Source organism: Alkalimarinus coralli, assembly GCF_023650515.1.
In the GTDB taxonomy this organism is placed as follows: Bacteria; Pseudomonadota; Gammaproteobacteria; order Pseudomonadales; family Oleiphilaceae; genus Alkalimarinus; species Alkalimarinus coralli.
The window spans coordinates 2,778,328-2,802,519 of record NZ_CP096016.1; the positions used below are offsets into that span (position 1 = coordinate 2,778,328).

A 24,192-nucleotide genomic window follows, 5' to 3' on the forward strand; every position below is an offset into this window, starting at 1 on the left:
AGAGCGATATCACCAAACCGGTTAACAGTTTTTTACATAATTTTAGCGCTGAAAAGTTAAAGTAATGCAATAATATTAAAAGCTTAAAAAGTAAAACAATGAAAAATATTACCTATTTGGGATAAATATCAGACCATCAACCAGTTTTTACTGACACTTGTTAAATCTCTGCTATTCTTTCCGGTAGGTGCTTGTATTCTATAGGCTTGCGTTCTATGAGTACTTGCGTTCTATAGATAGTTGCAAAGCAGCTTAATTTTAGCGTCAACGACTTCTTCCCCTGCCTAGAGTGTTATGACTCTCTGAGGGGTTGTGCTGTGTATTTTGTATGATAAATATGGTGTTCCTTAATGACTAGCCAGGTAAAAAAACCCAACATTTCGATTCCAGAACAAAGCCTGGCCACGCTCTCTTTTTGCGATGCAACACCTCACTCGTTTGAAGAATGGGTTAGCTCGCTCCCCATGGCCAATATCGGTGAAAGTGCCCGACAGCTTTATCATGCCATTATTGAGCTAAACCAGTTAATTATCTCACCGCAGATACGTAGCCAACTGCTTGAGCTGGTGAGACCTGCAATTCAATATGTATGTAACGAGTTGTCAAAGCACTACCTTAACCAACCCATAGTGTTGCCCGAAAAACAGCGAAAAATAGCAAACCTGTCACAAGCATTGCAGATGCACCTTGCAACCGGGTATAAGGTCGTTATTTTAGAAAACGCTGAACAAATTAAAAATGAAAAGGCCAAGAAAAGCCTGGCGGTCGCTTGCCACAGAGTTATCAGCGAATATGCGCGCACAGTCTTAAGGTCATCACAGTTATATTGCCCCAGCCCCAAAAATGTCTGGCTGGAGTCACACTCCATTTTTAAGTTCGCAGAAGCGTCCGACTTGCTAAAGTACGCCATTAAAGACGATCAAAATATCAGCAAATCGGAAACCCTCATTGAAGACGCATACAAAAGGTTATTGTTACTTGGCTGCTGTAAGACTAACCAGCTAAGACAGAGCGACCTCGCACAAATATACAACGCATTCGAAATTTGGGCATCGTACACAGAGGTTGGTCAATACTACTCCTCGAGCTCAACCTTTGTGCTCAATATGGATAATGATTCACCACCCATATACCGAAGCTTGCTGCATGATTCATTGACAGACCATTTTTATGGCTTCGATACAACAACGCTGGTTCAGCATTTGACGGATTACCTGGCATCAAGCGGCCGTAAAGATCATGACGCCAGCAGTTTCATCGAAGTTCCCGGTAATATTCAGGATCAGTTGATAGCTCACCTCGCTCAAGCGCTGGGTATCTTAACCAAACGCAATTTCAAGCGTATGTCCAGCAAGGGGCATCTGCAGTTGTGCACAGGTCTGAGCGCCGCTCACTACTTCTGCTCTGGAGAGGTAGAGTTCAATACTCAACTTCTTCAAGACATGATAAAACGCCACCTTGAGCCAGATAACGATAATGTTTTCTTGCAACGCAGCAAAAATCAGAATGACGCATGGTCTGATGCCTTTGATGCAGGGCCTGCTGGTTCCGTTACCGAAGAACACGCCAGTATCCCGGTCAATTTTACCCGTTCAATCTACGACGAAGAAAAACAGAAGAAAAGCACCTTTAAACACTATAATGCGCCACTTATAAACACCAGCCCTGGTGGCTACTGTTTGCAGTGGCTGGGAGAAATCCCCGGCAACATTCAGGCAGGAGAAGTTCTAGGCATTCGAGAAAGTGAGTCGCATCCGTGGAGCATTGCGGTAATACGCTGGATTAGACAAATTAAGCAGCACGGAACCCAAATAGGGATAGAGCTGTTGGCGCCTTCTGCTCAACCTTGCGGCGTGCAGCTGATCCAGAAAACCGGCGATCACAGTGAGTACCTGAGAGGCTTGTTGCTTCCTGAGCTTTCATCGATAGGTCAGGCGGCGACCCTCATCACTCCCAGATTGCCATTTCAAACTGGCCAAAAGATTCTGCTCAACCAGCAAGGGCAAGAGACAAAGTGCCAGTTAAACAGACGAGTGGCTGCAACAGGCAGCTTCAGCCAATTTGAACTAAAAGTGTTCTCAACGGCGAATATCACCGAGGCCCCCAAAGTAACCAAGAGTAGTGAGGAAGATGATTTCGATTCGCTATGGCCTTCACTGTAGAAATAAACCGTCGCAACGAATTACAGTAGTAAGCCGATTGGAGAGGCTCCCGCCTCTCTGAAAGTGTGACGCCATTCAAGAAATGGTACCTCTGGCTTCATAGCTGAGTCACCATGCTTGAGCCGCTGTTAACCACAACATAGAATGGCGTTGCAAACCGAATAAGCCCAATAAAAACAAGCGTTCCCTGAATGCAATAGCGCCAGCAACAGAGAGCACAGACTCAGTTAATCGCACGTTTTAAAGCCCACATAACATAACCTAACCTGATAGAAGTAGAGTTAATGCGAAAGAAAAATGAAACAGTCCACCTTCTGGTTCTGGATCAATCACAAAATGATGCAGAAGAGATGGTCAGCTTACTGAGAAACTCGGGCAAAGCAACCAGAGCTCATAGAGTCACGTCAGAAGAAGACTTGCTGGAATCACTCAAAGAGCATTCATGGGATCTATTTCTTGCCCGGGAAGAGGAAACTGAGTTTAATGCGCTGGCCTCTCTTTCCCATATCAAGCGTCTGGACAAAGACATTCCGTTCATTGTTTTGAACGACTCGCTAAACGACGAAGCCATCGTCAGTTACATGAAAGCCGGTGCACAGGATGTTATCCCGTTTACAGATAGAAAACACCTTATCCTGGCCATCAATCGCGAACTCAATAATCTGTATGAGCGACGAAACCGCCGCTCGATTGAAGTGCACCTCAGAGAGGCAGAAAAGCGCTGTCAACTGCTGCTGGACAGCTCAAAAGACGCTATTGCATATATCAATGATGGTATGCACATCTATGCCAACAGCTCATATATGGACTTCCTCGGGTACGACGACATCGATGAGCTGATATGTATTCCGGTGCTAGATACGTTAACACCTGATAGCCAGGACGAGTTTAAAGAAGTCACCAAACTCTACAGCGAAGGTGAGCAAGAACAAAAGCAGATTACTTGTGTAAGCCGAAGAAGCGACGACTCTGAAGTCAAGGTCAATATGTCGTTCTCTGTCGCTACCTATGACAGTGAGCCATGCACGCAGATAGTTATCAGACCAGAGCAAGACAGTGCCGAACTGGAAGAAAAACTGAAAGAGATCAGCAGTCAGGACTTGCTGACAGGGCTTTATAACCGCCAATACCTGATGGAAAAGCTAAACGATGCCATTGAGCTAGCGGTATCCAAGGGGCAATCAGGCGCGCTCTACTACATTGCCCTCGATAGTTTTATCCAGATCAAATCCAATGTCGGTATCGCTGGTGCCGATTTAGTATTAAGCGATATCGCTAACGTACTGCGAGAGCAAACGGAGGAATCATGGACGCTGGCACGAATCAGTGACGACGCCTATGGCCTGCTGGCAATGTCTCAGGATGATGCAGAAGCACAGGCGACCGCGGAAAAAATACGCCATGCAGTCGAACAGCATATGTCTGACGTCTCAGGGCGAACAGTTCAGGTTACCACAAGCGTTGGTGTTGCACTGATTAACGAAAATGCCCCTAAAGCACAAGATCTTCTGGGTCGTTCTCATAGTGCATCCGACGATGTGAGACAGGAAGAAGGCAAAGAGAGCGGTAACGGCGTGTTAGTATATACCCCGAAAATTGCCGTTGATGACGAAGGTGGAACCACTGTATCCAGCCTGCAAAAGGCCTTGGATGACAACCGCTTTAAGCTTTTATTTCAGCCAATTATTAGTCTGCGGGGTGAAAGTGAGGAGCATTACGAAGCATTCTTGCGGATGCTCGACAATGAAGGCAACGAAGTCTCTCCTTATGATTTTCTACCGCCATCCGGGCCATCTGAAATGGCCAGTAAAATTGACCGTTGGGTAATTCTGCAAACCATCAAACACCTAAGCAGCCACCGCTCAAAAGGGCACCAGACCAAGCTGGTTTTGAACCTCACTGCCGAGACCATTCAGGATCAGACATTTATGCCCTGGCTCAGTGTCGCCTTAAAAGCCGCCAGATTACCCGGCGACTCATTGATATTCCAGTTTAACGAGTCAGATGCCATCACCTATTTAAAACAGGCCAAAGATTTCGCCAAAGGTCTGAGAGAACTTCATTGTAAAATATCTATCAGTCGCTTTGGCTGTGCGTTAAACCCATTCAATATGCTTAAGCATGTTGAGACTGATTACGTTAAGCTTGATGGCTCGTTCACCGATGAAATTCAAAAAGATGAAGAGACTCGGGAGCAAGTAAAAGAGATGATCAAAGCGCTGCAGGCGCAGGGCAAGCTAACTATCGTGCCCCTGGTTGAGAATGCCTCGATCTTATCAACCCTCTGGCAGGCCGGCGTTAACTACATTCAGGGTTATTACTTGCAGCCACCAGCTGCAGAAATGAACTACGATTTTAGTGAAGAGTAGTGAGTAATCGGCTCAAAATAGTACTGTTGGCAGATTAAAAAGCTGCGGGTCGACTAAAAGCCGACCCGCAAACCGTTCTTAATATCCAGTTTACTCAGTCTCTCTATCTCTGAAGCCAATCAGATATAGGATCCCGTCAAGCCCTAAGGTTGAAATGGAGTGCTTGGCACTTTCTTTCACCAACGGCTTAGCTCTGAAAGCAACACCCAAACCTGCTTTACTCAGCATAGGTAGATCATTTGCTCCGTCACCGACTGCAATTACCTGCTGTTGTTGAATATTTTCTTTTTCAGCAATTTCGAGCAACAACTGAGCTTTACGGGCACCATCAACAACCTGCCCTGTCACTCGCCCTGTGACTTTCCCGTTTTCAATTTCCAGCTCATTGGCATACACGTAGTCGATACCGAGTTTTTGTTTCAGGTTGTTCGCAAAGTAAGTAAAGCCGCCTGATAAAATGGCCGTTTTGTAACCGAGCCCCTTGAGCGTACCAATGAGCCTTTCAGCCCCTTCTGTCAGCTGTAGTCGTGCTGCAACGTTAGCAAGTACCGACTCATCCAACCCCTTAAGCAGCGCTACTCGACGCGCAAAACTTTCGGTAAAATCAATTTCACCTCTCATCGCCTGCTCGGTTATTGCAACGACCTGATCACCGACGCCCGCTTCCTTGGCCAGCTCATCGATAACCTCCGCATCGATGAGTGTGGAGTCCATATCAAACACCACTAATCGGCGATTACGGCGAAAAACAGAGTCTTCCTGAAACGCAATATCAACATTCATATCAGACGCTATTTGGAGAAACTGGGCGCGTAGCTGATCGAGATCCGGCGGCGTCCCGCGAACAGAGAACTCTATGCACGCCTGGCTTTCGTTTTCATCTATTTCGACGGGAGGGCGGCTCGATAAACGAGAGATATTATCAATATTCAAACCGTTCTGAGCGGTTACCTTTGATACCTGAGCAATCTGATCCGCTGTAATTGAGCGCGAAAGCAGCGTAACAATGTAACGTGCTTTACCTTTACCTTTCACCCAGTTCTCATACTCTTCTTTAGATACTGGCTCAAAACGAACAGGAAGCCCCAACTCATGCATTTTGAACAACAAGTCTTTCAACAAAGGCGAGGACGACTGCTCTTTAGGCAGCTCTATCAGGATTCCCCATGTCAGGTGATCATGAATAACCGCCTGCCCAATATCCAAAATCCTGATCTGATACTGAGCCATTATTTCAGTAATTTCAGAGGTTAGCCCTGGCTTATCCTGGCCCGATACATTTATTAATACTATTTCGCTCACACTATGGCCCTTCTCAATCGGTTCAGTCATTCAATTAAAACGTGTCGGGTGCTTATCTTGGCTTCTAGCGGGAAGCTACCTTTCATAAAGCGGCCTCCCTGCATCAACTTAATATGCGCGATTACTCGCCATCACCGCTGTCATCCGAGCTTTCTTGTTGGCTTGAAACGACCTCTATGCGGTCAACTTTCTGCAAGCCTCTCGGCAGCTTGTGCCCCCTTCGCCCTCTTTCTCCCAGATAGTGTTCCAAATCACTAAAGCGCAGTTTCAAGTGGCGCTTGCCTGAATGGATAATCAAACGGTCTTCCTCACCAAACACCGTAACCAGCGCCATTAGCTCCTCTCGACTCTGCACTCTGGCAGAAGGGATGCTAATAATTTTATTTCCCTTACCCTTGGATAACTCTGGCAGATCCCTTACAGGGAAAACCAACATCCTGCCTTCATTACTCACAGCCACCAGATACTGCGTGGCACTGTCATCAACGGGCACCGGCATCATCACTTCTGCACCTTTTGGCAGACTTATAGCGGCCTTACCCGCCTTATTTTTGCTTTGCAGGTCGGCAACACTGGTGACGAAGCCATAACCCGCATCCGTCATCATCAACAATTTATTATCTGGCTTGCCCATCACAACCCCTTTAAAGGTTGCACCAGACGGGGGGTTAATACGCCCGGTCAGGGGTTCTCCCTGACCTCTTGCAGAAGGCAAGCTATGTGCGGGGAGTGTATAAGCTCGGCCCGTTGAGTCTAAAAACACAACCCCTTCGTTGCTACGCCCCTTGGCAGACAGGGCATAGCTATCCCCTGCTTTATAGCTCAGTCCGGCCGGGTCAATATCATGCCCTTTTGCAGACCTTACCCAGCCTTTGTCAGACAGCACGACAGTCACGGGTTCAGACGAGATCAAATCCGTTTCAGAAAATGCCTTCGCTTCAGCTCTGGCGACAATCGGGGAACGGCGGTCATCACCAAACGTTTCTGCATCGGCAATCAACTCTTTTTTAACCAGCGTTTTTAACCGTTGTGCAGACCCTAATATTTTCTCTAAATAAATTCGCTCTTTTTCAAGCTCGTCCTGCTCGCCTCGAATTTTCATCTCTTCAAGTCGCGCTAACTGCCGCAACTTGGTATCGAGAATGTAGTCTGCTTGAATATCAGTCAGATCAAAGCGCTGCATCAGAACTGCTTTGGGCTCATCTTCCGTGCGAATGATATGTATAACTTCATCGATATTGAGAAACGCAGTCAGCAAACCTTCCAAAAGGTGCAACCGCTTCAGAACCTTGTCAAGACGATATTCAAGTCGCCTTCTCACCGTATCAGTACGATAACGAAGCCATTCCGAAAGTACTGTGACAAGGCCTTTAACGGCCGGGCGGCCATCAATACCAATAACGTTAATGTTAACACGATAGGTTCTTTCAAGGTCTGTGCTTGAAAACAGATGGGCCATCAGCGCATCAACATCGGTTCGATTCGATTTCGGCACAATAACGAGTCGTGTAGGGTTCTCATGGTCAGACTCATCCCTTAAATCAGCCACCATCGGGAGCTTTTTGGCCTGCATTTGAGACGCAATCTGTTCAAGCACCTTAGCGCCAGAAACCTGATGAGGCAGCTCAGTAACAATAATATCGCCACCGTCTTGTGTATATACCGCCCTCATCCGCAACGAGCCACGGCCTGTTTCATATATTTTTCGCAACTCTTCCTGCGGGGTTATCACTTCTGCCCCAGTAGGAAAGTCCGGCCCCTTAACGTGCTCTAACAATTGCTCCGTGGTTGCAGCAGGCTCCTCCAGCAAACGCACGCAGGCAGCGGCCACTTCTCTCAGATTGTGTGGGGGAATATCCGTCGCCATCCCCACTGCAATTCCCGTCGTGCCATTTAATAGCAGGTTAGGCAGACGAGCCGGTAGTGTTGCCGGTTCCTCCATCGTACCATCAAAGTTAGGCACCCAATCAACGGTGCCCTGGCCGAGCTCACTCAACAACGACTCTGAGTAGTGAGCCAGTCTGGATTCGGTATAACGCATGGCTGCAAATGATTTAGGGTCATCCGGTGCCCCCCAGTTACCCTGACCATCAACTAACGGGTAGCGGTAGGAGAATGGCTGTGCCATTAGCACCATTGCCTCATAGCAGGCACTATCACCATGAGGGTGAAATTTACCCAGCACATCACCCACCGTTCTTGCAGATTTCTTATACTTGGCAGTAGACTTCAGACCCAGCTCTGACATCGCATAAACAATGCGACGTTGCACGGGCTTTAGCCCGTCTCCGATATGAGGCAATGCCCGATCAAGAATGACATACATCGAATAGTCGAGATATGCTTTTTCGGTATACTCTTTGAGTGATACCCGTTCAACACCTTCATCCAATTGATCAATAATCGTTGTCATGAATTACCTTTAGAAACCTGCTTTCATTATTATGATTGGTCACTACTCATATGTAAGGAGGATCAAAACATTAACCAAGTAATATATTTAAGTAACATTTGCATGTTAAGAATGCCGCTTATTATAGGCATCAGAGGCCATCAATAAAACAGCAACGAAGAGAGAATATTACAAATGGGCATTTCTTTACAGTGAGCGCGTTGCACGACGTCATGAGCAAAGCAAAGCCAAGGCAAAAAATGACGAAAAAGCGCAGTTTATAGATATAAATGAGCAGTTTGAGCCATTTTTTAACGCTGTCTTGTTCGCGCATTAACGCTGCCTTGCACGCGCAGTAGTCGTGAAAAGCGCTCACAGCAGCGGTAACTGCCCGGTACTAATTGAGTCACCATCATTGAGCCGCACCCCCACACCCAAAAGCCGAACTGGTTTCCCCTCTCGCCCCCAAGCGGCTTCAAGCAGCACCCGGTATGCATCAACAGAGTCCCACTCTTCAGCAATGGCACCGGTCTTTTGCTCCAGCGTTGTTTGTTTAAAGTCGAAAAATTTCACTTTTACAAACCGTTTGGTAACAAACCGTTGCCCATCAAGTTTGCGCCTGCATCGCCCTCTTAACTCATCCATTAGCACAGGAAGCCGTTCGACAATCGAGTCGATACCCACAAGGTCATCTGAAAACGTATGCTCTACGGAAATAGATTTTCTCTCTCGCGAAGTCTGAACCGGGCGGTTGTCTACCCCTCTTGAGACCGCAAACAAACGAGTGCCGTATCGACCAAACGTTTTCACCAACTCTGCCTCGCTATATGCTTGCAAGTCACCGCAAGTCTCAATCCCCATACGATTAAGTTTGGCTTCTGTTACTTTACCCACCCCATTGATCTTTGAAACATTTAATTGAGTAACAAACGCCGCAACATCAGCGGGTCGAATAACAAAAATACCATCAGGTTTATTCCAGTCACTAGCCACTTTAGCGAGAAATTTATTGGGGGCCACTCCGGCTGATATGGTAATACCGAGTTGCTCACGCACTTTTGCCCTGATCTCTTTGGCTATAAGCGTGGCACTGCCTGAGCAGTATGGGCTATCAGTCACATCAAGATATGCCTCGTCGAGCGATAAAGGCTCTATCAAAGCGGTGTATTGTCTGAAAATTTCATGAATCTGCCTGGAAACAGCCTGATATTTTGGAATGTCGGGCTTCAAAAAGATCAAGTCCGGACAGAGTTGCGCGGCCTTGGCTGATGACATTGCAGATCGAACACCATACTGCCTGGCTTCATAGCTACAGGTTGCAATCACCCCTCGGGAGGTTGGAGAACCTCCGACAGCAAGCGCCTTGCCTCTGAGCTGAGGATTGTCTCGCATCTCAACGGCAGCATAAAAACAATCACAGTCGCAGTGAACTATCTTTCGTATGCCCATTTTGCGCGCATCTCCTGACTACAACTCCACTCACGTTACCGAAAACACCACAGTATTAGCTGCACACAACAGCAGAACTGTTCATATATACAGCTAATTATGACATCTATCGACAAATGTGAGCAAGGCGCGCTTTGTTATTACTTTTTGATTGGGTTATCCACGGGTAAAAAAAGAGTCATAACTAGAGGATCGTGTTAAGATAGCCAGCAAATTACAATTAATCACCTAAAGCTAAGCACTCTCGGGAATCACCTGTAAAGGTGTTGGCATCTCAGGGACGAATGCTAGGACGTATCCATGAACTCAACTGCATCTTCAATACAGCAGAGCAGCTGCTTGCAACTAAAAGGCTCTCTTCTGCCCTTTACCGTATTAGAGCTAAGTTATTTCGAGCCATCGCAATTTTCCGCAGAACTTTCAGCAAAAGCGGAGCAGGCCCCCGACTTTTTTAACAACTTGCCAGTCGTCATCGGCCTATCTAAATTTGATAGCTCAAAAGGCCCGGCAGATTTTGAGAAAATCATTCGCATCTGCAGTACCTTTTCAATCAAGCCGATCGCAGTCAGGGGGGGAAGCGAAACACAGCAAATCGCGGCGAAACTGGCAGGTCTGGCGACAATGTCAGCCCAGAAAGAGCGTGGCTCAACGTCGAATAACGAACCCACTGAAATACATGCTGTTGAAAACGAACAGCAGGCAGGCTCAACTCAATCGTCGGAAAGTACACCGTCAGCAGGCGATTCAGACAAAACAAACAACCCTGAACCGCAAAGCACAGAGAGCAATAAGGCAGATAACAACGCTGCTGCCAGTGTTGCTGATGACAACATTAAAAGCTCAGCCGCAGCAGACATCAAAGCTCAGGAAACTCGCATTATTTATCAGCCTGTACGCTCCGGGCAGCAAATCTATGCTCAAAATGGCGATTTAATAGTGCTTGCCCAGGTTAGTGCCGGCGCAGAGATTCTTGCTGATGGAAACATTCACGTCTATGGCCCGCTAAGAGGCAGAGCCCTGGCGGGGGTGCGCGGCAATACTAAAGCACGTATTTTTTGCCATAGCCTGGAAGCAGAACTTGTTTCCATTGCTGGACAGTATAAAATCAGCGAAGATTTGCAAAATGGTCACTGGAAACAACCCGCTCAAATTCATCTTTCAGATGAAACTTTGACGGTAAAAGCACTCATAAATTAGTCTCATGAGGGCTTTGCAGGATTATATAACAACAGCATGCCGGGTTCGCCCGCACAGGCCCAATACATTGATTTGGCCGCAAATGCTGACAGGATGATAGGGACAATCAGCAACGATTAACCATGACAAACGGGAAACAGACATTGGCTAAGATAATAGTTATTACATCAGGCAAAGGTGGTGTTGGAAAAACAACCACCAGCGCATCCATCTCTACGGGGCTGGCAAAACGCGGACACAAGACTGTCGTAATTGACTTCGATGTGGGTCTTAGAAACCTTGACCTCATCATGAATTGCGAACGCCGAGTTGTATATGATTTCGTGAATGTCATTAATGAAGAGGCGACACTTAATCAGGCCTTAATCAAGGATAAACACGTTGATGACTTGTTTATCTTGCCGGCGTCTCAAACTCGCGACAAAGATGCCCTAACACAGCAAGGTGTCGAGCGCGTTCTTAACGAGTTATCAGAGCGTTTCGAGTATATTATTTGCGACTCACCTGCGGGTATTGAGCATGGTGCTCAAATGGCCCTTTACTATGCAGATGAGGCCATCATTGTTACCAATCCAGAAGTATCCTCGGTTAGAGACTCTGATCGAATATTGGGCATATTGCAGAGTAAATCAAGGCGGGCAGAACTTGGGCTGGACCCAGTCCAAGAGCACCTGCTGCTGACTCGGTACAATCCTGCACGGGCCGAAACCGGCGAAATGCTTGGCGTCGAAGACGTGAAAGATATATTGGCAATCAAATTATTGGGGGTTATCCCTGAGTCCCAGACCGTTCTGAGCGCTTCGAATCAGGGTGTTCCGGTTATACTTGATGAAGCCAGCGATGCAGGCCAGGCTTACCAGGATGCTGTTGATCGATTACTGGGCGAAGAACGTGAACATCGCTTTCTTGAAGTCGAGAAAAAAGGATTCTTCAAAAGGATGTTTAGGGGGTAAGCATGAGTTTTTTGGACTACTTTAAAACAAAGAAAACAAACACCGCATCAATTGCCAAAGAACGGCTGCAGATTATTGTGGCCCATGAACGCACGAAGCGCGACCAACCCGACTACCTGCCACAACTACAGCAGGAGATTCTGGATGTAATCCGCAAATATGCGCCCATCGATCAGGATCAGGTTCAGGTTCAACTCGATAACAACGGCAACTGCTCTGTGCTTGAGCTTAACGTCACGCTGCCGGATTAACCACGCAGCTAGCTGCTCCGTAGCTTTGATATGCTTCGCATCGTCAAAGCTACGGTTATAGCACTGCCATATTGACAGCGCTTAAGCTGTTAATACCAAACACGCTACCACTTAGCGTAGTGATCCTCCATAAAGCCTGGGATATTATCCAGCTCTACTTTCTCGCCCTTGGCATCAATCATCCAACCACTAAAGTGGCCAAACATCTGTTTAAAGTTAGACGCGAGAATAATCGCATCAATCTTTTCCTCACGCTTTCCAAGAGGCTGAAAAGTCAGTTCCAGTAGTCCATCCGTTGTTTTAACTCGCCACTGTTTTTCCGGCTGATAACGATCAAACTCAAAAACAGCCATATTAAGCTTGGTCAAAACCCCATCAATCCATAAGCAGTTTTCAGTAACGCCTGTTTCATTAACGCCGGCAGCAAGGTTAAGCCCTACCCGCCGACCATCTTTCAATAAACCTGAAAAACACGCCCAGTTCCAGGCGGTTTCTCTGCGCATGAAACCGCAACTCCAGTCTGTACTTGCTGATGAACGCTGAGATGTCAGCACGTAGCTACGTCCATTCAATTCAATACTTCCTTCAGCTGCGAGTCCCGCTGTTTTTTGAGTGAAAACCCAGCCGTTATAGCCTGCTTTTGAACAAATTCTCAATGGTGAGAAATCTGCGGGCTGAAAAACCGTTACATCCATTGAAACATCGCACCCCAGGCTAACGTTCAAATACCGCTCACTTCCGTCTGCATTGGTGGTTATTTCAACACTATCTCCGAACTGCTTAAAACGACTGTGGCCAGTATCAGGCTTTTCTTCAATGTTAGTAGCCACTGCCAGAGGCTGCAGCAAGCTCTTTTCAAATAACTCGCCTGTTTTTAGGTCATAAACATAAACAAATACATTGCTAATCAGCTTTAGATCAACAATCGCGATGCCAGCGATAATCTCTTCGTTCATTAACCCAACAAACTGAAACTGATTAAACGCCATTCGCTTACGGATACCTTTCACAGGTTTATCCATCGGTGTGCGAAAATCAAAGTCTTGATAGTTCACCTCAGATACAGGCTGTGATATTTCGCCAAATACCGGGCTCGCGTTATCCTGCACCAATTTCATACTTTCAAGCTCTTTCATACGCCTTCTCTTCACTAAATCATGCTCATTTCAATTTAACTGCTCATCACGCGCCCGGAACACCCTGTTTATTCGCACATTTTTACCAAAATGTATATGAATTATCATTTATAAACACAGACCAATGTTAGAATTCACCGGCTATCTATCTGTTAAATGGCTAAAAAGTGTCACATTTAACTGATATCGTGCTTTTATTAACGGATATAGTACTTTTACTAACTGATATAGTACTTTTATTAAAAAGGTATAGTACTTTCTTAAATCGATGTCGCGTTTTCTTTAATCGTCATCGTATTTTCAGAAAAAAACATACAGGCGCATTTTATATTCTAATTAGAGCTTTTATACTAAAAGCAGCTGTAAATGCCAAACCTAATTTCTTTACTAAAAAAGTTTAACTATGACTCGCTCTTTTTTATCACTTGTTTCAGCTCTATTAATAACAACACTATTTTCTGCACACGCAATCTCCGAAGAAATTCCAATGGATGCGCCTGACTGGGAAAAACAAACCGAAGAGGGGGATATTGTTATTTTCACCCGCCCTCACCCAGGCTCAAGCTTTAAGGCGTTTAAAGCAGTCACCGTGATTGATGCACCTCTTAGTAATGTCATGGCCGTAATGGCCAACCCCCTCTCATGTATGGAGTGGGTATTAGGCTGCACCGTCGCCAACTCATTTGATGAAACAAGTTTTAATGATCGTTACGCATACTCGGTCAACGATATGCCCTGGCCATTCAAAGACCGGGACTATGTGCTGCACATCAAAACAACCAGCGATCCGGCAAGCGGCAAAATTTTGATGCACATGAACGCAGCCAAAAACAAAAAAGAAATAAACGACGAGCTGGAGAGGGTCGACGTTGCACAAACGGTTTATACATTTGAAGCACTCAAAGAAAACAAAACAAAAATGGTCTGGCTGCAGCACACAGAACCTGGTGGAGTCTTGCCCGGCTGGCTGGTCAACTCCCTGATCGTTGATATCCCCGTCAAGTCACTTCAGCAGCTGGAAAAAGTTGCACAACAACCCAAGTATCAAGACGCGAATATTCTGTTTGACCAGCAAGGCATAATTAACGGTGTTGACTCCAAATTAACACGCCAGTAGGTCACCTAAGGCTGTGTTGCCACTTCTAAAATACAGGTTGCGGGGGTAAAATGCGTAAAACTGGAATAGTGAAAAGGAACCCGCAATGACTCTTGTCGCGCGCGACATAATGACCCCCCATGTAAAATCCGTCCCTCAATCATGGACCATGCAAAAATTCGCTAAATTCTTGTCAGATAACGAGATTAGCGGAAGCCCCGTGATTGATGATGAGGGTGAAGTAATCGGCATTGCCACGCTTAAGGATATCGCAGATTTTCATTTGAATAACGTTTCAAGTGAACACGAAAAGAAGATGACCGACGAAGAGCTGAAAGAAGCTCGTCGCCTAAGGCAGTTTATTTTTGAAGAGATGATAAAAGTCCCCGTCGAGGTGCGCGACATCATGACGCCGATTGTATTCTCTGTGGAAGAAGATGCACCAATACCTGAAATCGCAGAAATAATGATGGACGAACACCTGCACCGAATATTCGTTATTCATGCAGGTGAGGTCACCGGAATTATCACAACCTACGATCTGTTGAAAATAATCGCTGACGCTCAATAGCTAAATTCTGTACAATACGGGCCTTCACTTCATTGCAGCTAAATTGATACAGGACGCAACACCGCCGTGAGATGCTTGACCCAACGACTCAGAGCCATTGACGACAACGAAAAAGCGGCTAGGCGGCAATCTATTTTAGACGCAGCAAAAGCACTGTATCTTGCCAATACAAGCGGCTTACCTTCAGTCATCAGTATTGCCCGCAAGGCAGGACTTGCCAAAGGAACCGTCTATCTCTACTTCAAAACCAAGGAAGAGATATTCCTGGCGATGCTATCAGAAGATTATGAAACACTGATGGTCGAAGTGATTAAACTGCTTGATGCTCCTGCATCCCCTGACGAATTAGTAGAGCAACTACTGAGCACACTGATTAACTTTCTTGATAACAACCCTCTATTCATGCCATTAGCCAGCATGGCAAGTCCGGTACTTGAGCAGAATGTCGATATCGAAATCGTGGGCGAATTCAAGCTTATGTTGATAGACAAGATCGACTTGATTGATGAGCTATTTATCAAAGCCTTTCCACAATTTCCAAAAGGCCAATGCGGGAGCCTGCTACTTCATACCAACGCCCTTATTTTAGGGTTATGGCAGATGCAAAACTGGCCGGAGAAACTAAAACCATTGCAACAGCAGTACCCGTTCAATACGGTAATACCTGACTTCAAGAAAGACCTGGCGCTATCGTTAAAAAACCTCTGGAAAGGCGCACTCAGTAACCAAGCGTAACCTGGGTTCATCACAAAACACTTCCCTACTTATATATTTTTTGTAATTATTGCCACTGCATACTAATTTTAATAAAGGGACATACTCTTTTATTAGAAGCGACAGACGGTGCTCACATAACCCCACTAGCAAAATCCAGAGTTTTGCTCAAAGAGGTATTTATTGCATGGCAGTAAGCAGAAATAAAAAGAAAGCATATGTACTCGATACTAACGTCCTCATTCACGACCCCAGCGCCATCCTAAACTTTGAAGAGCATCAAGTCATTATCCCGATGACCGTGCTTGAAGAGCTTGATAAATTAAAAGCAGTCAAACAATCTATCGCCGCAGATTGCAGGCAAGCCATTCGGATGATCGACCAGCTGCTTGGCAATGCAACACCTAATCAGATTGAAAAAGGTGTTCCTATTAAGCGCTCTGAAAAATCTGAACCACTGGGTACCATTTCAATTTTGATGAACCCGATTGACGGAAAAGGCCCTCACCTTCCTGAACACCTTAACGACAACAAAATAATCAATAGTCTCGCTGACCTTCAATCACTCCACAAAAGCCGCGAAATTATCCTCGTCAGCAAAGATATCAATATGCGACTGAAAGCCCGTGGTTTTGGCGTCGAAGCACAAGACTACCATAACGACCAACTGGTTGATGATGTTGAACTGCTCCCTTCAGGCTATACCGAGTTTAAAAACTCATTCTGGGATAACATCGACAAAGTCGAAACCATCCAGCGTGAAGGCGTCACCGAGCATATTCTTAAACGCGAAGGCCCGCTTGAAGCACTTCATATCAATGAGTTTGTAATAGACGAACAGGGGTTTATTGGTAAAGTAACTGATCTGGATGATGAGAAAGTCGTGCTTGAAGATATGCATCACGACGACCTCATGCAACAGGAGGCCTGGGGGCTGATACCAAGAGACATCTATCAAGCCGTTGCCCTGCACTTATTGCTGTCGCCAGAGATTCACCTTGTTAACCTTACAGGCGCGGCCGGCTCTGGAAAAACCATACTGGCGCTGGCCGCTGCAATTGAAATGACCGTTGCGAGCAAACTGTATAAACGTATTATTGCCACCCGCAGTGTGCAAGGACTGGATGAAGATATTGGTTTTTTACCTGGCACAGAGACCGAAAAAATGGAACCCTGGTTAGGTGCTATAACCGACAACCTGGAAGCGCTCCATCAGGATGATGAGAACACCCATGGCAGCGTTGAGTACATACTTGATAAAGTGCCACTGCAGTTTAAGTCATTAAACTATATCCGGGGGCGCAGCTTTCAATACAGTTTGATACTTATTGATGAGTCCCAAAACCTGACACCACACCAGATAAAGACAATTATTACGCGAGCTGGCACAGGGAGTAAAGTCATCTGCCTTGGTAACCTTGCGCAGATCGATACCCCCTATTTAAGCCCCTTGAGTTCAGGGCTCACCTATATGACAGAACGTTTTAAGCGTTTTAAACATGGTGGCCACATTCACCTCAAAGGCGTCCCAAGATCAATACTGGCGGAGTTTGCCGAAGCTAACCTTTAAACACTCAGCTGCAAGTTCGACGAACGCGCTTGCAGCCACCTTTCTCTCTTCAGTTACCCCATTCTGCTCCCCAGGCTTTTTATATGAACCATCGAGCATCTTCGTTGGCTAACAACCGAAGCCCGGTTAACGCCTTCTTCAAACTCCCCGTCATCTCTCCTTGGCGATAGACCAAGTAGACCGGATGAGTAAATTCGGGGGCATCAGGTACCCGCTCCAAAATTCCGCGTTCGATATATTGCTTAACTACCCGAGTGCGAAAGTAGCCATTCCCTCCCTTTTGCAACATAACCTGAAGCGCCAAAGGCCCCAAACTAAATGAATAGGTGGTCTGCCTGGGCTGAGGTAAGGCCGCATCAAATTGTGAGCGGAATGCAGGCCCCCAATCGACAAATAGATCAGGCATTGGATTCTCAATAGAGCGAACATGAATTAGCTTCTCTTCCATCAACTGCTCGACGACAAACCCGGAATAGTAGTTTGGCTGATGGACAATAATGGCATCAAGACTATTGTTACTGAGCTTTTCTATCAGGTTTTCAGGGTCTGCTACTTCGGTATGCAGTGCAATATTCGTGACATGACTCTGTATCCATAATACCCAGTTGACCACAACAGGCGTCCACAAACTGGTTTCACCTCCGATACACAGTCGAGTATCGACCCCTGAGGGGAGTTTCATCTCTAGCTGGGCTCTATCCCAAACCTGAACCAGAGAGGTTGCATATCCTACAAATCGCTCACCATCTGGCGTCAATTTCGCACCGGAACGATTACGAATAAACAATTTACAACCGAGTTTTGACTCAAGACTGCTTATTCTCGCTGTAACCGCCGTTTGCGTAACATGTAGCCGCTCAGCCGCCTCAAGAAAACTCCCCGCACTCATTATTTCAAGAAAGGTTCGCGCCAGTTCAACATCCATAACGTTCACTACTCGTTAATATCAATATTATTGCATTATTAAGCTAAATATATTCATTATACAACGATTAATATCAGCTATAGACTCCAAGCTTGTCACTAAAGCGCATTAATTTGGTGCATGCACCAGCGAGCAGCATCATCAGTGCCACCCTATTCATTGAGTGTCGGGCCAGGTATCCACATCAGCATGTATAAGTATTGGTTAAGAGAGATCTCATTGGCGCTAGGGATTGAGCAAAACACCACCTCTCATCAGGAAAAATTGCTCTCATCTTTAGGCGGATTATTGGGCATTGCCGTTGTTTATAGCTTGTCAATCAGCACAGACAACAGCATCTCTTCGGTCTTTATTGTCGCCTCAATGGGAGCCTCTGCCGTGCTTATGTTTGCAGTACCTCATGGCGCTTTGTCACAACCATGGCCAGTTGTGGGAGGGCACACACTGTCTGCTGCCATTGGTGTGTTCTGCTTCCAGTCTTTTAGTCATACCGCGGTAGCAAGTGCCTGTGCTGTAAGTCTGGCGATTCTGGCCATGTATTACCTCAGGTGTCTTCATCCGCCCGGTGGGGCAACCGCCCTATTGGCCGTCATTGGGGGCGAGCCTATACACAGCATGGGATACAGTTTTGTAGTCACCCCTATTTTGACCAACGTAATGCTGCTTGTATTAGCGGCAGTCGTGTTTAATAGCCTGTTTAAATGGCGAAGTTATCCTGCTCACGGCCTCAGTAAATCGCAACGCCTGAAAGCGCATAAGCGCTCCCGCAGAACCCATGGGCTAACACAAGAGGACTTTGTTACAGCACTGCAACAACTGGACTCGTTCATTGATGTGACTGCAGAAGACCTGAGTGAAATATTTGAACAAGCAATGCAGCATACTCGCAGGGCAGATACCACTACCACACCCGACTCAATAGTCGAAGGCCATCACTATAGTAACGGGCAGCTCGGAATTAACTGGTCGGTTCGCCTGGTCACGGGAGTATCAAGACGGCGCATCTACTACAAGGTAGTCGGAGGCCAAGACTGTGGCAAAAGCTCAAACTGCTCACGCAACGAGTTTTCTATCTGGGCACGATATAGAGTCATCCCGCACAACCAGCACTGGGTACGGGACGTATTTGACCAACCTAAGGGGGGCGCTACACCATGCAAGACCTTGTAAACCCTTTTGATACAACCATGTCATTAAAGATAAATTGCGCCAATACCAAGCAATTAGTTACTTGGCCAGATGGATTGCCAAACCAGCTAAAACAGAGCCTCAACGAAAATGGTACCTGTAGAGTGTTTCAAAAAGGCGACCCTGTATCTGAACTCATGCACAGCTCGGGTTCAATTTGTGTCGTTGTAAGTGGTGCCGTGAAAGCTCAAGTCTGCGATGCTGATGGAACGGTAACCGTTCTTGGTTTTTATCTTCAGGGCGACCTGCTGGGGTTTGATAGTTCAGCAATGGGCGATATGCCTTATGAAGCCATAGCACTTTGCACCACTCGCTTGTTCATACTCCCGATGGATAAGTACTGGCAACTATCAGAACAGCCTTTGGTATTGGCAAAATACCATACGGCCTTAATGGGACGGGCACTGCGTGAAGCTAACCGCCGAACAGCACTGATTGGCAATTTTGACTCAGACCAGAAGCTGGCTTATTTCCTGCTCAATATTGCAGCACGAATGCACCATCAAAATTACGCCAGATATCATTTTAATTTACCGATGTCTCGCGTAGAAATGAGCCAGTACCTGTTCGTCACAGCAGAGACAATTAGCCGAACATTAACCCGCTTTCAATCTTGTGGTTATTTAACGGTCAAGCGAACTGAAATCCATATCATCGAACCCCAGTCGCTCCTGGCTTTGTTATATAAACAGCCTGCCCCATCTTACATGATGACAGATCACCTGCAATCCAAAGCCCTTTAGCCCTAAGCCAATATCACGGCAAGCCATCACCTCAACACGCCGTAATAACAAAAACTGTCGCGAGGCAGGCCTTTGGCGAGAGGTACTGCGTCATAGTCACGGTGTGAGTTGCATCATAACTCTGGAAAGTCTCAATTCTTAATGTTCTCACTGAAGACCAGCGATGCCGTCTTCAACTTGAGCTTCAACACACCTTATTTACACCCTAGCTGGCCGAAAAAAGACCCAAAAACACTCTAATTTGAAAAAAACAAACCAAATATGTTCGTTATTAAACATACGGCACCCATTATCGAATTATGGCACAGAAGAACCACTTAACTATTGGTACATATGTACCCTGAGAATGGCTATCACGACTTTTTTAGTTGTCAGCTCAGCCAATATCGCCCCTTTAAAATTCCATTATCGTTCACCCCATAACAACTAAAAAAGATACAACCTCATAATAAGAATAACAAAATTCTATTCCACATCTGATGGATAGAAACATTGAAAAAGCCGACGCAAAGGTAAGACCGTTTTAAGTAGTGATTATTTAGGTTACAGCTGTAACTTTAATTTCAAACTCGGAATGGTCGGACAAGATAGTCAATATGGATATTGGAGGCATAAGCAATGACCCCATACGCAGGAAAAAATCAGCGTGTATTCGCCTGCATAGCATTTACCCTGATCAGTACCGCCAGTCAAGCTGAACTAAAGCCATTGGAAGAAAATGACCTTCGCTCAATTACAGGTCAGTCTGCAATACAATATTCAGCCACCGACATCAGTTACGACCTCGATCACCTGGTAGGTGTTGAGTTTAGCAAGAAAGAAGGCATTGGCTTTAATCGTACAGAAAAACGCTCAGTCTCTGAACATGTCGATGCGACCGTTCACCGCCTGCAAATAAACGGTGACGGAGAGTTTCATGCATTTGCGGAAGAACTAACCCTCGGCGACTACGGCGGCACGAACAACTCAATTTACAAAGACGACAATGGCCAGGGAGTACCCGATATCGCACTACGCAATTTTGGCTTTGGGGAGTCGGCTGAGAAACCTTTCTATATTGAAGATCCCTATATTGAAATACAGCAGCAACACCACGCCGATGGTAGCAAATCATTTAGAGGGTTCCGTATTGGCTTTGGTAAAGCGGAAGGACACACGCCTGTTTCAATTGACTCCATTTCAGGTTACATCCCGACATTAAGTGTGCTGGCAGAAACCGGCGGCCTGATAAGAGCCCAGGTATATGGCAGTGGAACAAAAGACAGCTTTGGCAATATTATCGGAGATACGCCAGACGGAACCGGTAACTATGCACAAACACCCGCCCCCGGTGTGCGCCAATGTAACGGCATCTGGTGCGCTAACACCCCGAATAACGTTCAACTAACAGGCAATACGGCCCTAGGGCAAAGCAAGGGCGGTAAAGAGATAAACCTTGAACACATAGAAAGCCTGGACTTTCATAATGTTGAAAACTTTTACATATCACTCACTCAGGGTGGAGGTAATTCATTCGTCAATAGTGATGGATCGGTAAACGGAGCTAAGTGGTCACAGCATTTGAGTGGCATTATTCCTTCGAACAGACCTGACCTTCCGGGTTGGAATCTGGCGATCCCTTTCAATGATCCTCAAAATACAACGGCAGGTTATGTAGAAGCCCATACAGATATTGCAGCCTCTCTTAGCCAGATACTATTTGCCACTGGGGACAATAATCCACGCCAACAATACCAGCCTATATTTTAAGTCGGCATAAGAGGTTGTAGACGATGAAATCATCAATAACTAAAACACTCATTATGCTCGCAGGCACTATTCCGTGGCTGCCTGCAAATGCACTGGAAGCGCTATCAGATGAGCAGTTAAGCAGTGTGAATGGCCAGGGAAAGTTCAACTTCGCCTTTGAGAATATAAAGTTTAACGGCGAAGCGATAGACGGAGTGGCAGAAGCGGGCAGCTTCAACACGGTTGCAGCCGATGGCTCCAGCCTTAACCGAAAGAACTTCCAGTTTTCAGCAGACAGCATCGGCACCCGCTCATCGCCACTGAGCACTAGCACCGTGCGCCTGGATCCATCTGTTAACAGCATTTCTGACGGAGATGTCACAAAGAACGGCACTTCGCTTGCCGAGCAGGACTTTTTAAGAATAGACCTGCCTGATCGTTCTGGCTGGAACAATGTTGACCTGCAATATGATGCCGTTTATGGAAATACGCCAGACCCAGACCCTGGCAATCCAAATATTGCCGCTGGCGGCACACCTTCAGATCACCTGAATTTTGGCCGAGTCACCATTGATAACATTGCCATCACCGGCAGTCTGGATATCAGTGGTATTCCTCAAGGCTATAAGATTGAAAGTGTGTTGCTGGATGATGGCAGTCGAGGGGCCAGCTCGCGCGAAGGTTTCTTGCTTAACGTTAACATCGATGAACTCTCTATCGATCAGTGGTTATTTGAAACGGAGCAACCCGATGGGGTATTTGATGCAGATAGAGATATGGTTCTTAAGGATTTCAGCCTTACAAACCTGCACTTGAAGTCCGCAACAATTGAGACAACATCAAAAGGTTATCGTATCGCCTATTCCGACCCGCAACCCTTTACTAAAGCGTCCGGTTTAATCATTAAGTCTGGTGGCGGCTTTCCTGACGTTGAACACGCCGCTTATGATGCCAGCCGTCCCAAAGCCAATATAACGCTAACAACCCAAATGCCGCACGGCCAAATGAGCGAATCCCGAATACATGGGGTTACGCTGGATCATTTGGTATTCAACGTACGGAATTAAAGAGTCATCGGGCTAAACGGTTTAAAGGAAAATATGATGAAGATAAAACGCTTACTATACGCCGTCAGCGGCCTTGCCATAGGCAGTATTTCGCTAATATCCAATGCAGAAATGGTTGGGTTAGAGGAAAACGAGCTTTCAAAGGTGTCGGGGCAGTCGGGACTATCTATTGAAATTCCCCACCTTAGAGTCAATGCCCATGGCAGTGGCAGTATTGATAACCCCAACACCCCCGCCGATGAAAGTGACGGTCGACGAACCAAAGGTTATAAGCTTGACTATGTTACTCGTGATCATAATGGAGGTAATGAGGCGCACTACTTCGTTGATGAAGTCTCTTTGGCCGTTGATATTACCGGCGCAATCACACTGGATATTGAAGGAGACGGCACACTGGTGATAGGTCTCCCTGAGCGTATCAATTACGTAGGCGACGGCTACAGTGCAAAAGGCATTTATCTGAACGACACAGGCAATACTGCCAGCGGCGGGCACATGCTGAACGAAATTAGCATCCAGGGAAATTATAATACTGGCGGAACCATCTCAATATGGGGTGAATAATGCTGCCTGAGCGCGGGCTCAGCGAGACTATGCGTCAGAAGAGCACACTTTGCACAGAGGGTCTTTTTTCAGTCGCATGGTTCGCCATTCCATCGTCATCGCATCCAGGATGAGTAACTTTCCAATAAGGGCCTGCCCCATCCCAGAAATAAGCTTCACCACCTCCATCGCTTGAACAGAGCCGATAATACCAACCAGTGGAGCCATAACGCCTGCCTCAGAACAGGTCAGCTGCTCTTCTGATATATCTGAATACAAACATTGGTAACAAGGTGCATCGCCATTGCGCACATCAAACACTGAAACCTGGCCTTCCATTCGTATTGCCGCCCCTGAAACCAGTGGAGTTTTGCTGCGAACGCAGGCTGCATTAATCGCAAACCTGGAAGAGAAGTTATCTGTCGCATCAACAACAACATCAGCTTCAGTAACCGCTTCAAGCAGCCGTTCACCCTCCAGCCGCGCTGCCTGAGCAATAACATTCGTATCGGGGTTAATTTGAGCAATGGTTTCTTTAGCAGAGTCTACTTTCTTGTTGCCAATGCCTGCGAGCGTGTGAACAATTTGTCGCTGAAGGTTCGAAAGATCGACTTCATCAAAATCAACCAAGTGCAGCGTACCGACACCCGCAGCCGCTAAGTATAACGCAACAGGTGAGCCTAGCCCTCCCATACCGATAACCAGAACGCGACTGGTCGCTAAACGAGACTGCCCGGCAATATCAAATGCAGGTAGCATAATTTGACGGCTATAACGCAATAGCTGCTCATCATTAAACTCATAGCTATCATCGCCTGATGTCATACCTCACCTCC

At 46.4% G+C, this 24,192-nt stretch carries 20 protein-coding genes; 14 read left to right on the top strand and 6 right to left on the bottom strand.

Annotated elements, in window-relative coordinates:
- Positions 1-350 precede the first annotated feature (350 nt).
- The gene (locus tag MY523_RS12370) at positions 351-2,162 is read left to right on the top strand and encodes a cyclic-di-GMP receptor FimW-related protein (RefSeq protein WP_250655006.1); all 1,812 of its coding nucleotides are present in this window, start codon (positions 351-353) and stop codon (positions 2,160-2,162) included.
- A 284-nt stretch (positions 2,163-2,446) separates the two neighbouring features.
- Positions 2,447-4,531, top strand: coding sequence for an EAL domain-containing response regulator (locus tag MY523_RS12375; protein ID WP_250655007.1), 2,085 nt, complete (start codon positions 2,447-2,449; stop codon positions 4,529-4,531).
- A 90-nt stretch (positions 4,532-4,621) separates the two neighbouring features.
- On the opposite strand, the gene serB is transcribed toward MY523_RS12375, so the two are convergent.
- From serB to dinB, 3 genes are all read right to left on the bottom strand, one after another.
- The gene (gene serB / locus MY523_RS12380; RefSeq protein ID WP_250655008.1) at positions 4,622-5,833 is read right to left on the bottom strand and encodes a phosphoserine phosphatase SerB; all 1,212 of its coding nucleotides are present in this window, start codon (positions 5,831-5,833) and stop codon (positions 4,622-4,624) included.
- Between the two features lie 121 nt (positions 5,834-5,954).
- Positions 5,955-8,246: a DNA topoisomerase IV subunit A gene (gene parC / locus MY523_RS12385; protein ID WP_250655009.1), complete on the bottom strand. Its 2,292-nt coding sequence runs from the start codon at positions 8,244-8,246 to the stop codon at positions 5,955-5,957.
- A 351-nt stretch (positions 8,247-8,597) separates the two neighbouring features.
- Positions 8,598-9,668, bottom strand: a complete 1,071-nt coding sequence (gene dinB / locus MY523_RS12390) for a DNA polymerase IV (protein WP_370301528.1) — start codon at positions 9,666-9,668, stop codon at positions 8,598-8,600.
- Positions 9,669-9,974: 306 nt separating this feature from the next.
- Here dinB and minC point away from each other — a divergent pair, with 306 nt between their 5' ends.
- The 3 genes from minC to minE all read left to right on the top strand — a co-directional run bounded on the left by minC (position 9,975) and on the right by minE (position 12,075).
- Complete coding sequence (gene minC / locus MY523_RS12395; RefSeq protein WP_250655011.1) at positions 9,975-10,871, top strand: septum site-determining protein MinC; 897 nt, start codon at positions 9,975-9,977, stop codon at positions 10,869-10,871.
- 143 nt (positions 10,872-11,014) lie between these two features.
- Positions 11,015-11,824 (top strand): septum site-determining protein MinD, encoded by an 810-nt coding sequence (gene minD / locus MY523_RS12400; RefSeq protein WP_250658817.1) that lies wholly within the window; start codon positions 11,015-11,017, stop codon positions 11,822-11,824.
- Between the two features lie 2 nt (positions 11,825-11,826).
- A complete protein-coding gene (minE, locus tag MY523_RS12405) occupies positions 11,827-12,075 on the top strand; it encodes a cell division topological specificity factor MinE (protein WP_250655012.1) in 249 nt (82 codons plus the stop codon).
- A gap of 104 nt (positions 12,076-12,179) precedes the next feature.
- On the opposite strand, the gene MY523_RS12410 is transcribed toward minE, so the two are convergent.
- Entirely contained in the window at positions 12,180-13,211 is a 1,032-nt protein-coding gene (locus MY523_RS12410; RefSeq protein WP_250655013.1) for a DUF2804 domain-containing protein, read from the bottom strand.
- A 403-nt stretch (positions 13,212-13,614) separates the two neighbouring features.
- On the opposite strand from MY523_RS12410, the gene MY523_RS12415 reads away from it, so the two are divergent.
- From MY523_RS12415 to MY523_RS12430, 4 genes are all read left to right on the top strand, one after another.
- A complete protein-coding gene (locus MY523_RS12415) occupies positions 13,615-14,328 on the top strand; it encodes an START domain-containing protein (protein ID WP_250655014.1) in 714 nt (237 codons plus the stop codon).
- Between the two features lie 85 nt (positions 14,329-14,413).
- Positions 14,414-14,878, top strand: coding sequence for a CBS domain-containing protein (locus tag MY523_RS12420; protein ID WP_250655015.1), 465 nt, complete (start codon positions 14,414-14,416; stop codon positions 14,876-14,878).
- A 75-nt stretch (positions 14,879-14,953) separates the two neighbouring features.
- Positions 14,954-15,613 (top strand): TetR/AcrR family transcriptional regulator, encoded by a 660-nt coding sequence (locus MY523_RS12425; protein WP_250655016.1) that lies wholly within the window; start codon positions 14,954-14,956, stop codon positions 15,611-15,613.
- Between the two features lie 166 nt (positions 15,614-15,779).
- Complete coding sequence (locus MY523_RS12430; protein ID WP_250655017.1) at positions 15,780-17,162, top strand: PhoH family protein; 1,383 nt, start codon at positions 15,780-15,782, stop codon at positions 17,160-17,162.
- Positions 17,163-17,241: 79 nt separating this feature from the next.
- On the opposite strand, the gene MY523_RS12435 is transcribed toward MY523_RS12430, so the two are convergent.
- Positions 17,242-18,087 carry a LysR family transcriptional regulator gene (locus MY523_RS12435; protein ID WP_250655018.1) on the bottom strand — a complete coding sequence of 282 codons (846 nt, stop codon included), beginning with the start codon at positions 18,085-18,087 and terminating at the stop codon, positions 17,242-17,244.
- A 144-nt stretch (positions 18,088-18,231) separates the two neighbouring features.
- Here MY523_RS12435 and MY523_RS12440 point away from each other — a divergent pair, with 144 nt between their 5' ends.
- The 5 genes from MY523_RS12440 to MY523_RS12460 all read left to right on the top strand — a co-directional run bounded on the left by MY523_RS12440 (position 18,232) and on the right by MY523_RS12460 (position 23,377).
- Positions 18,232-19,257 (top strand): HPP family protein, encoded by a 1,026-nt coding sequence (locus MY523_RS12440; protein WP_250655019.1) that lies wholly within the window; start codon positions 18,232-18,234, stop codon positions 19,255-19,257.
- On the top strand, positions 19,242-20,018 hold the full coding sequence (locus MY523_RS12445; protein WP_250655020.1) for a Crp/Fnr family transcriptional regulator: 777 nt from the start codon (positions 19,242-19,244) through the stop codon (positions 20,016-20,018). Before MY523_RS12440 ends, MY523_RS12445 begins: the two co-directional genes overlap by 16 nt.
- A gap of 618 nt (positions 20,019-20,636) precedes the next feature.
- Entirely contained in the window at positions 20,637-21,767 is a 1,131-nt protein-coding gene (locus MY523_RS12450) for a hypothetical protein (protein ID WP_250655021.1), read from the top strand.
- Between the two features lie 23 nt (positions 21,768-21,790).
- Positions 21,791-22,813, top strand: a complete 1,023-nt coding sequence (locus MY523_RS12455; RefSeq protein WP_250655022.1) for a hypothetical protein — start codon at positions 21,791-21,793, stop codon at positions 22,811-22,813.
- A 33-nt stretch (positions 22,814-22,846) separates the two neighbouring features.
- On the top strand, positions 22,847-23,377 hold the full coding sequence (locus MY523_RS12460; RefSeq protein ID WP_250655023.1) for a DUF6160 family protein: 531 nt from the start codon (positions 22,847-22,849) through the stop codon (positions 23,375-23,377).
- Between the two features lie 27 nt (positions 23,378-23,404).
- Here the strand turns inward: MY523_RS12460 and MY523_RS12465 are convergent, their stop codons facing one another.
- Positions 23,405-24,181 (bottom strand): HesA/MoeB/ThiF family protein, encoded by a 777-nt coding sequence (locus tag MY523_RS12465; RefSeq protein ID WP_250655024.1) that lies wholly within the window; start codon positions 24,179-24,181, stop codon positions 23,405-23,407.
- Positions 24,182-24,192: the final 11 nt, after the last annotated feature.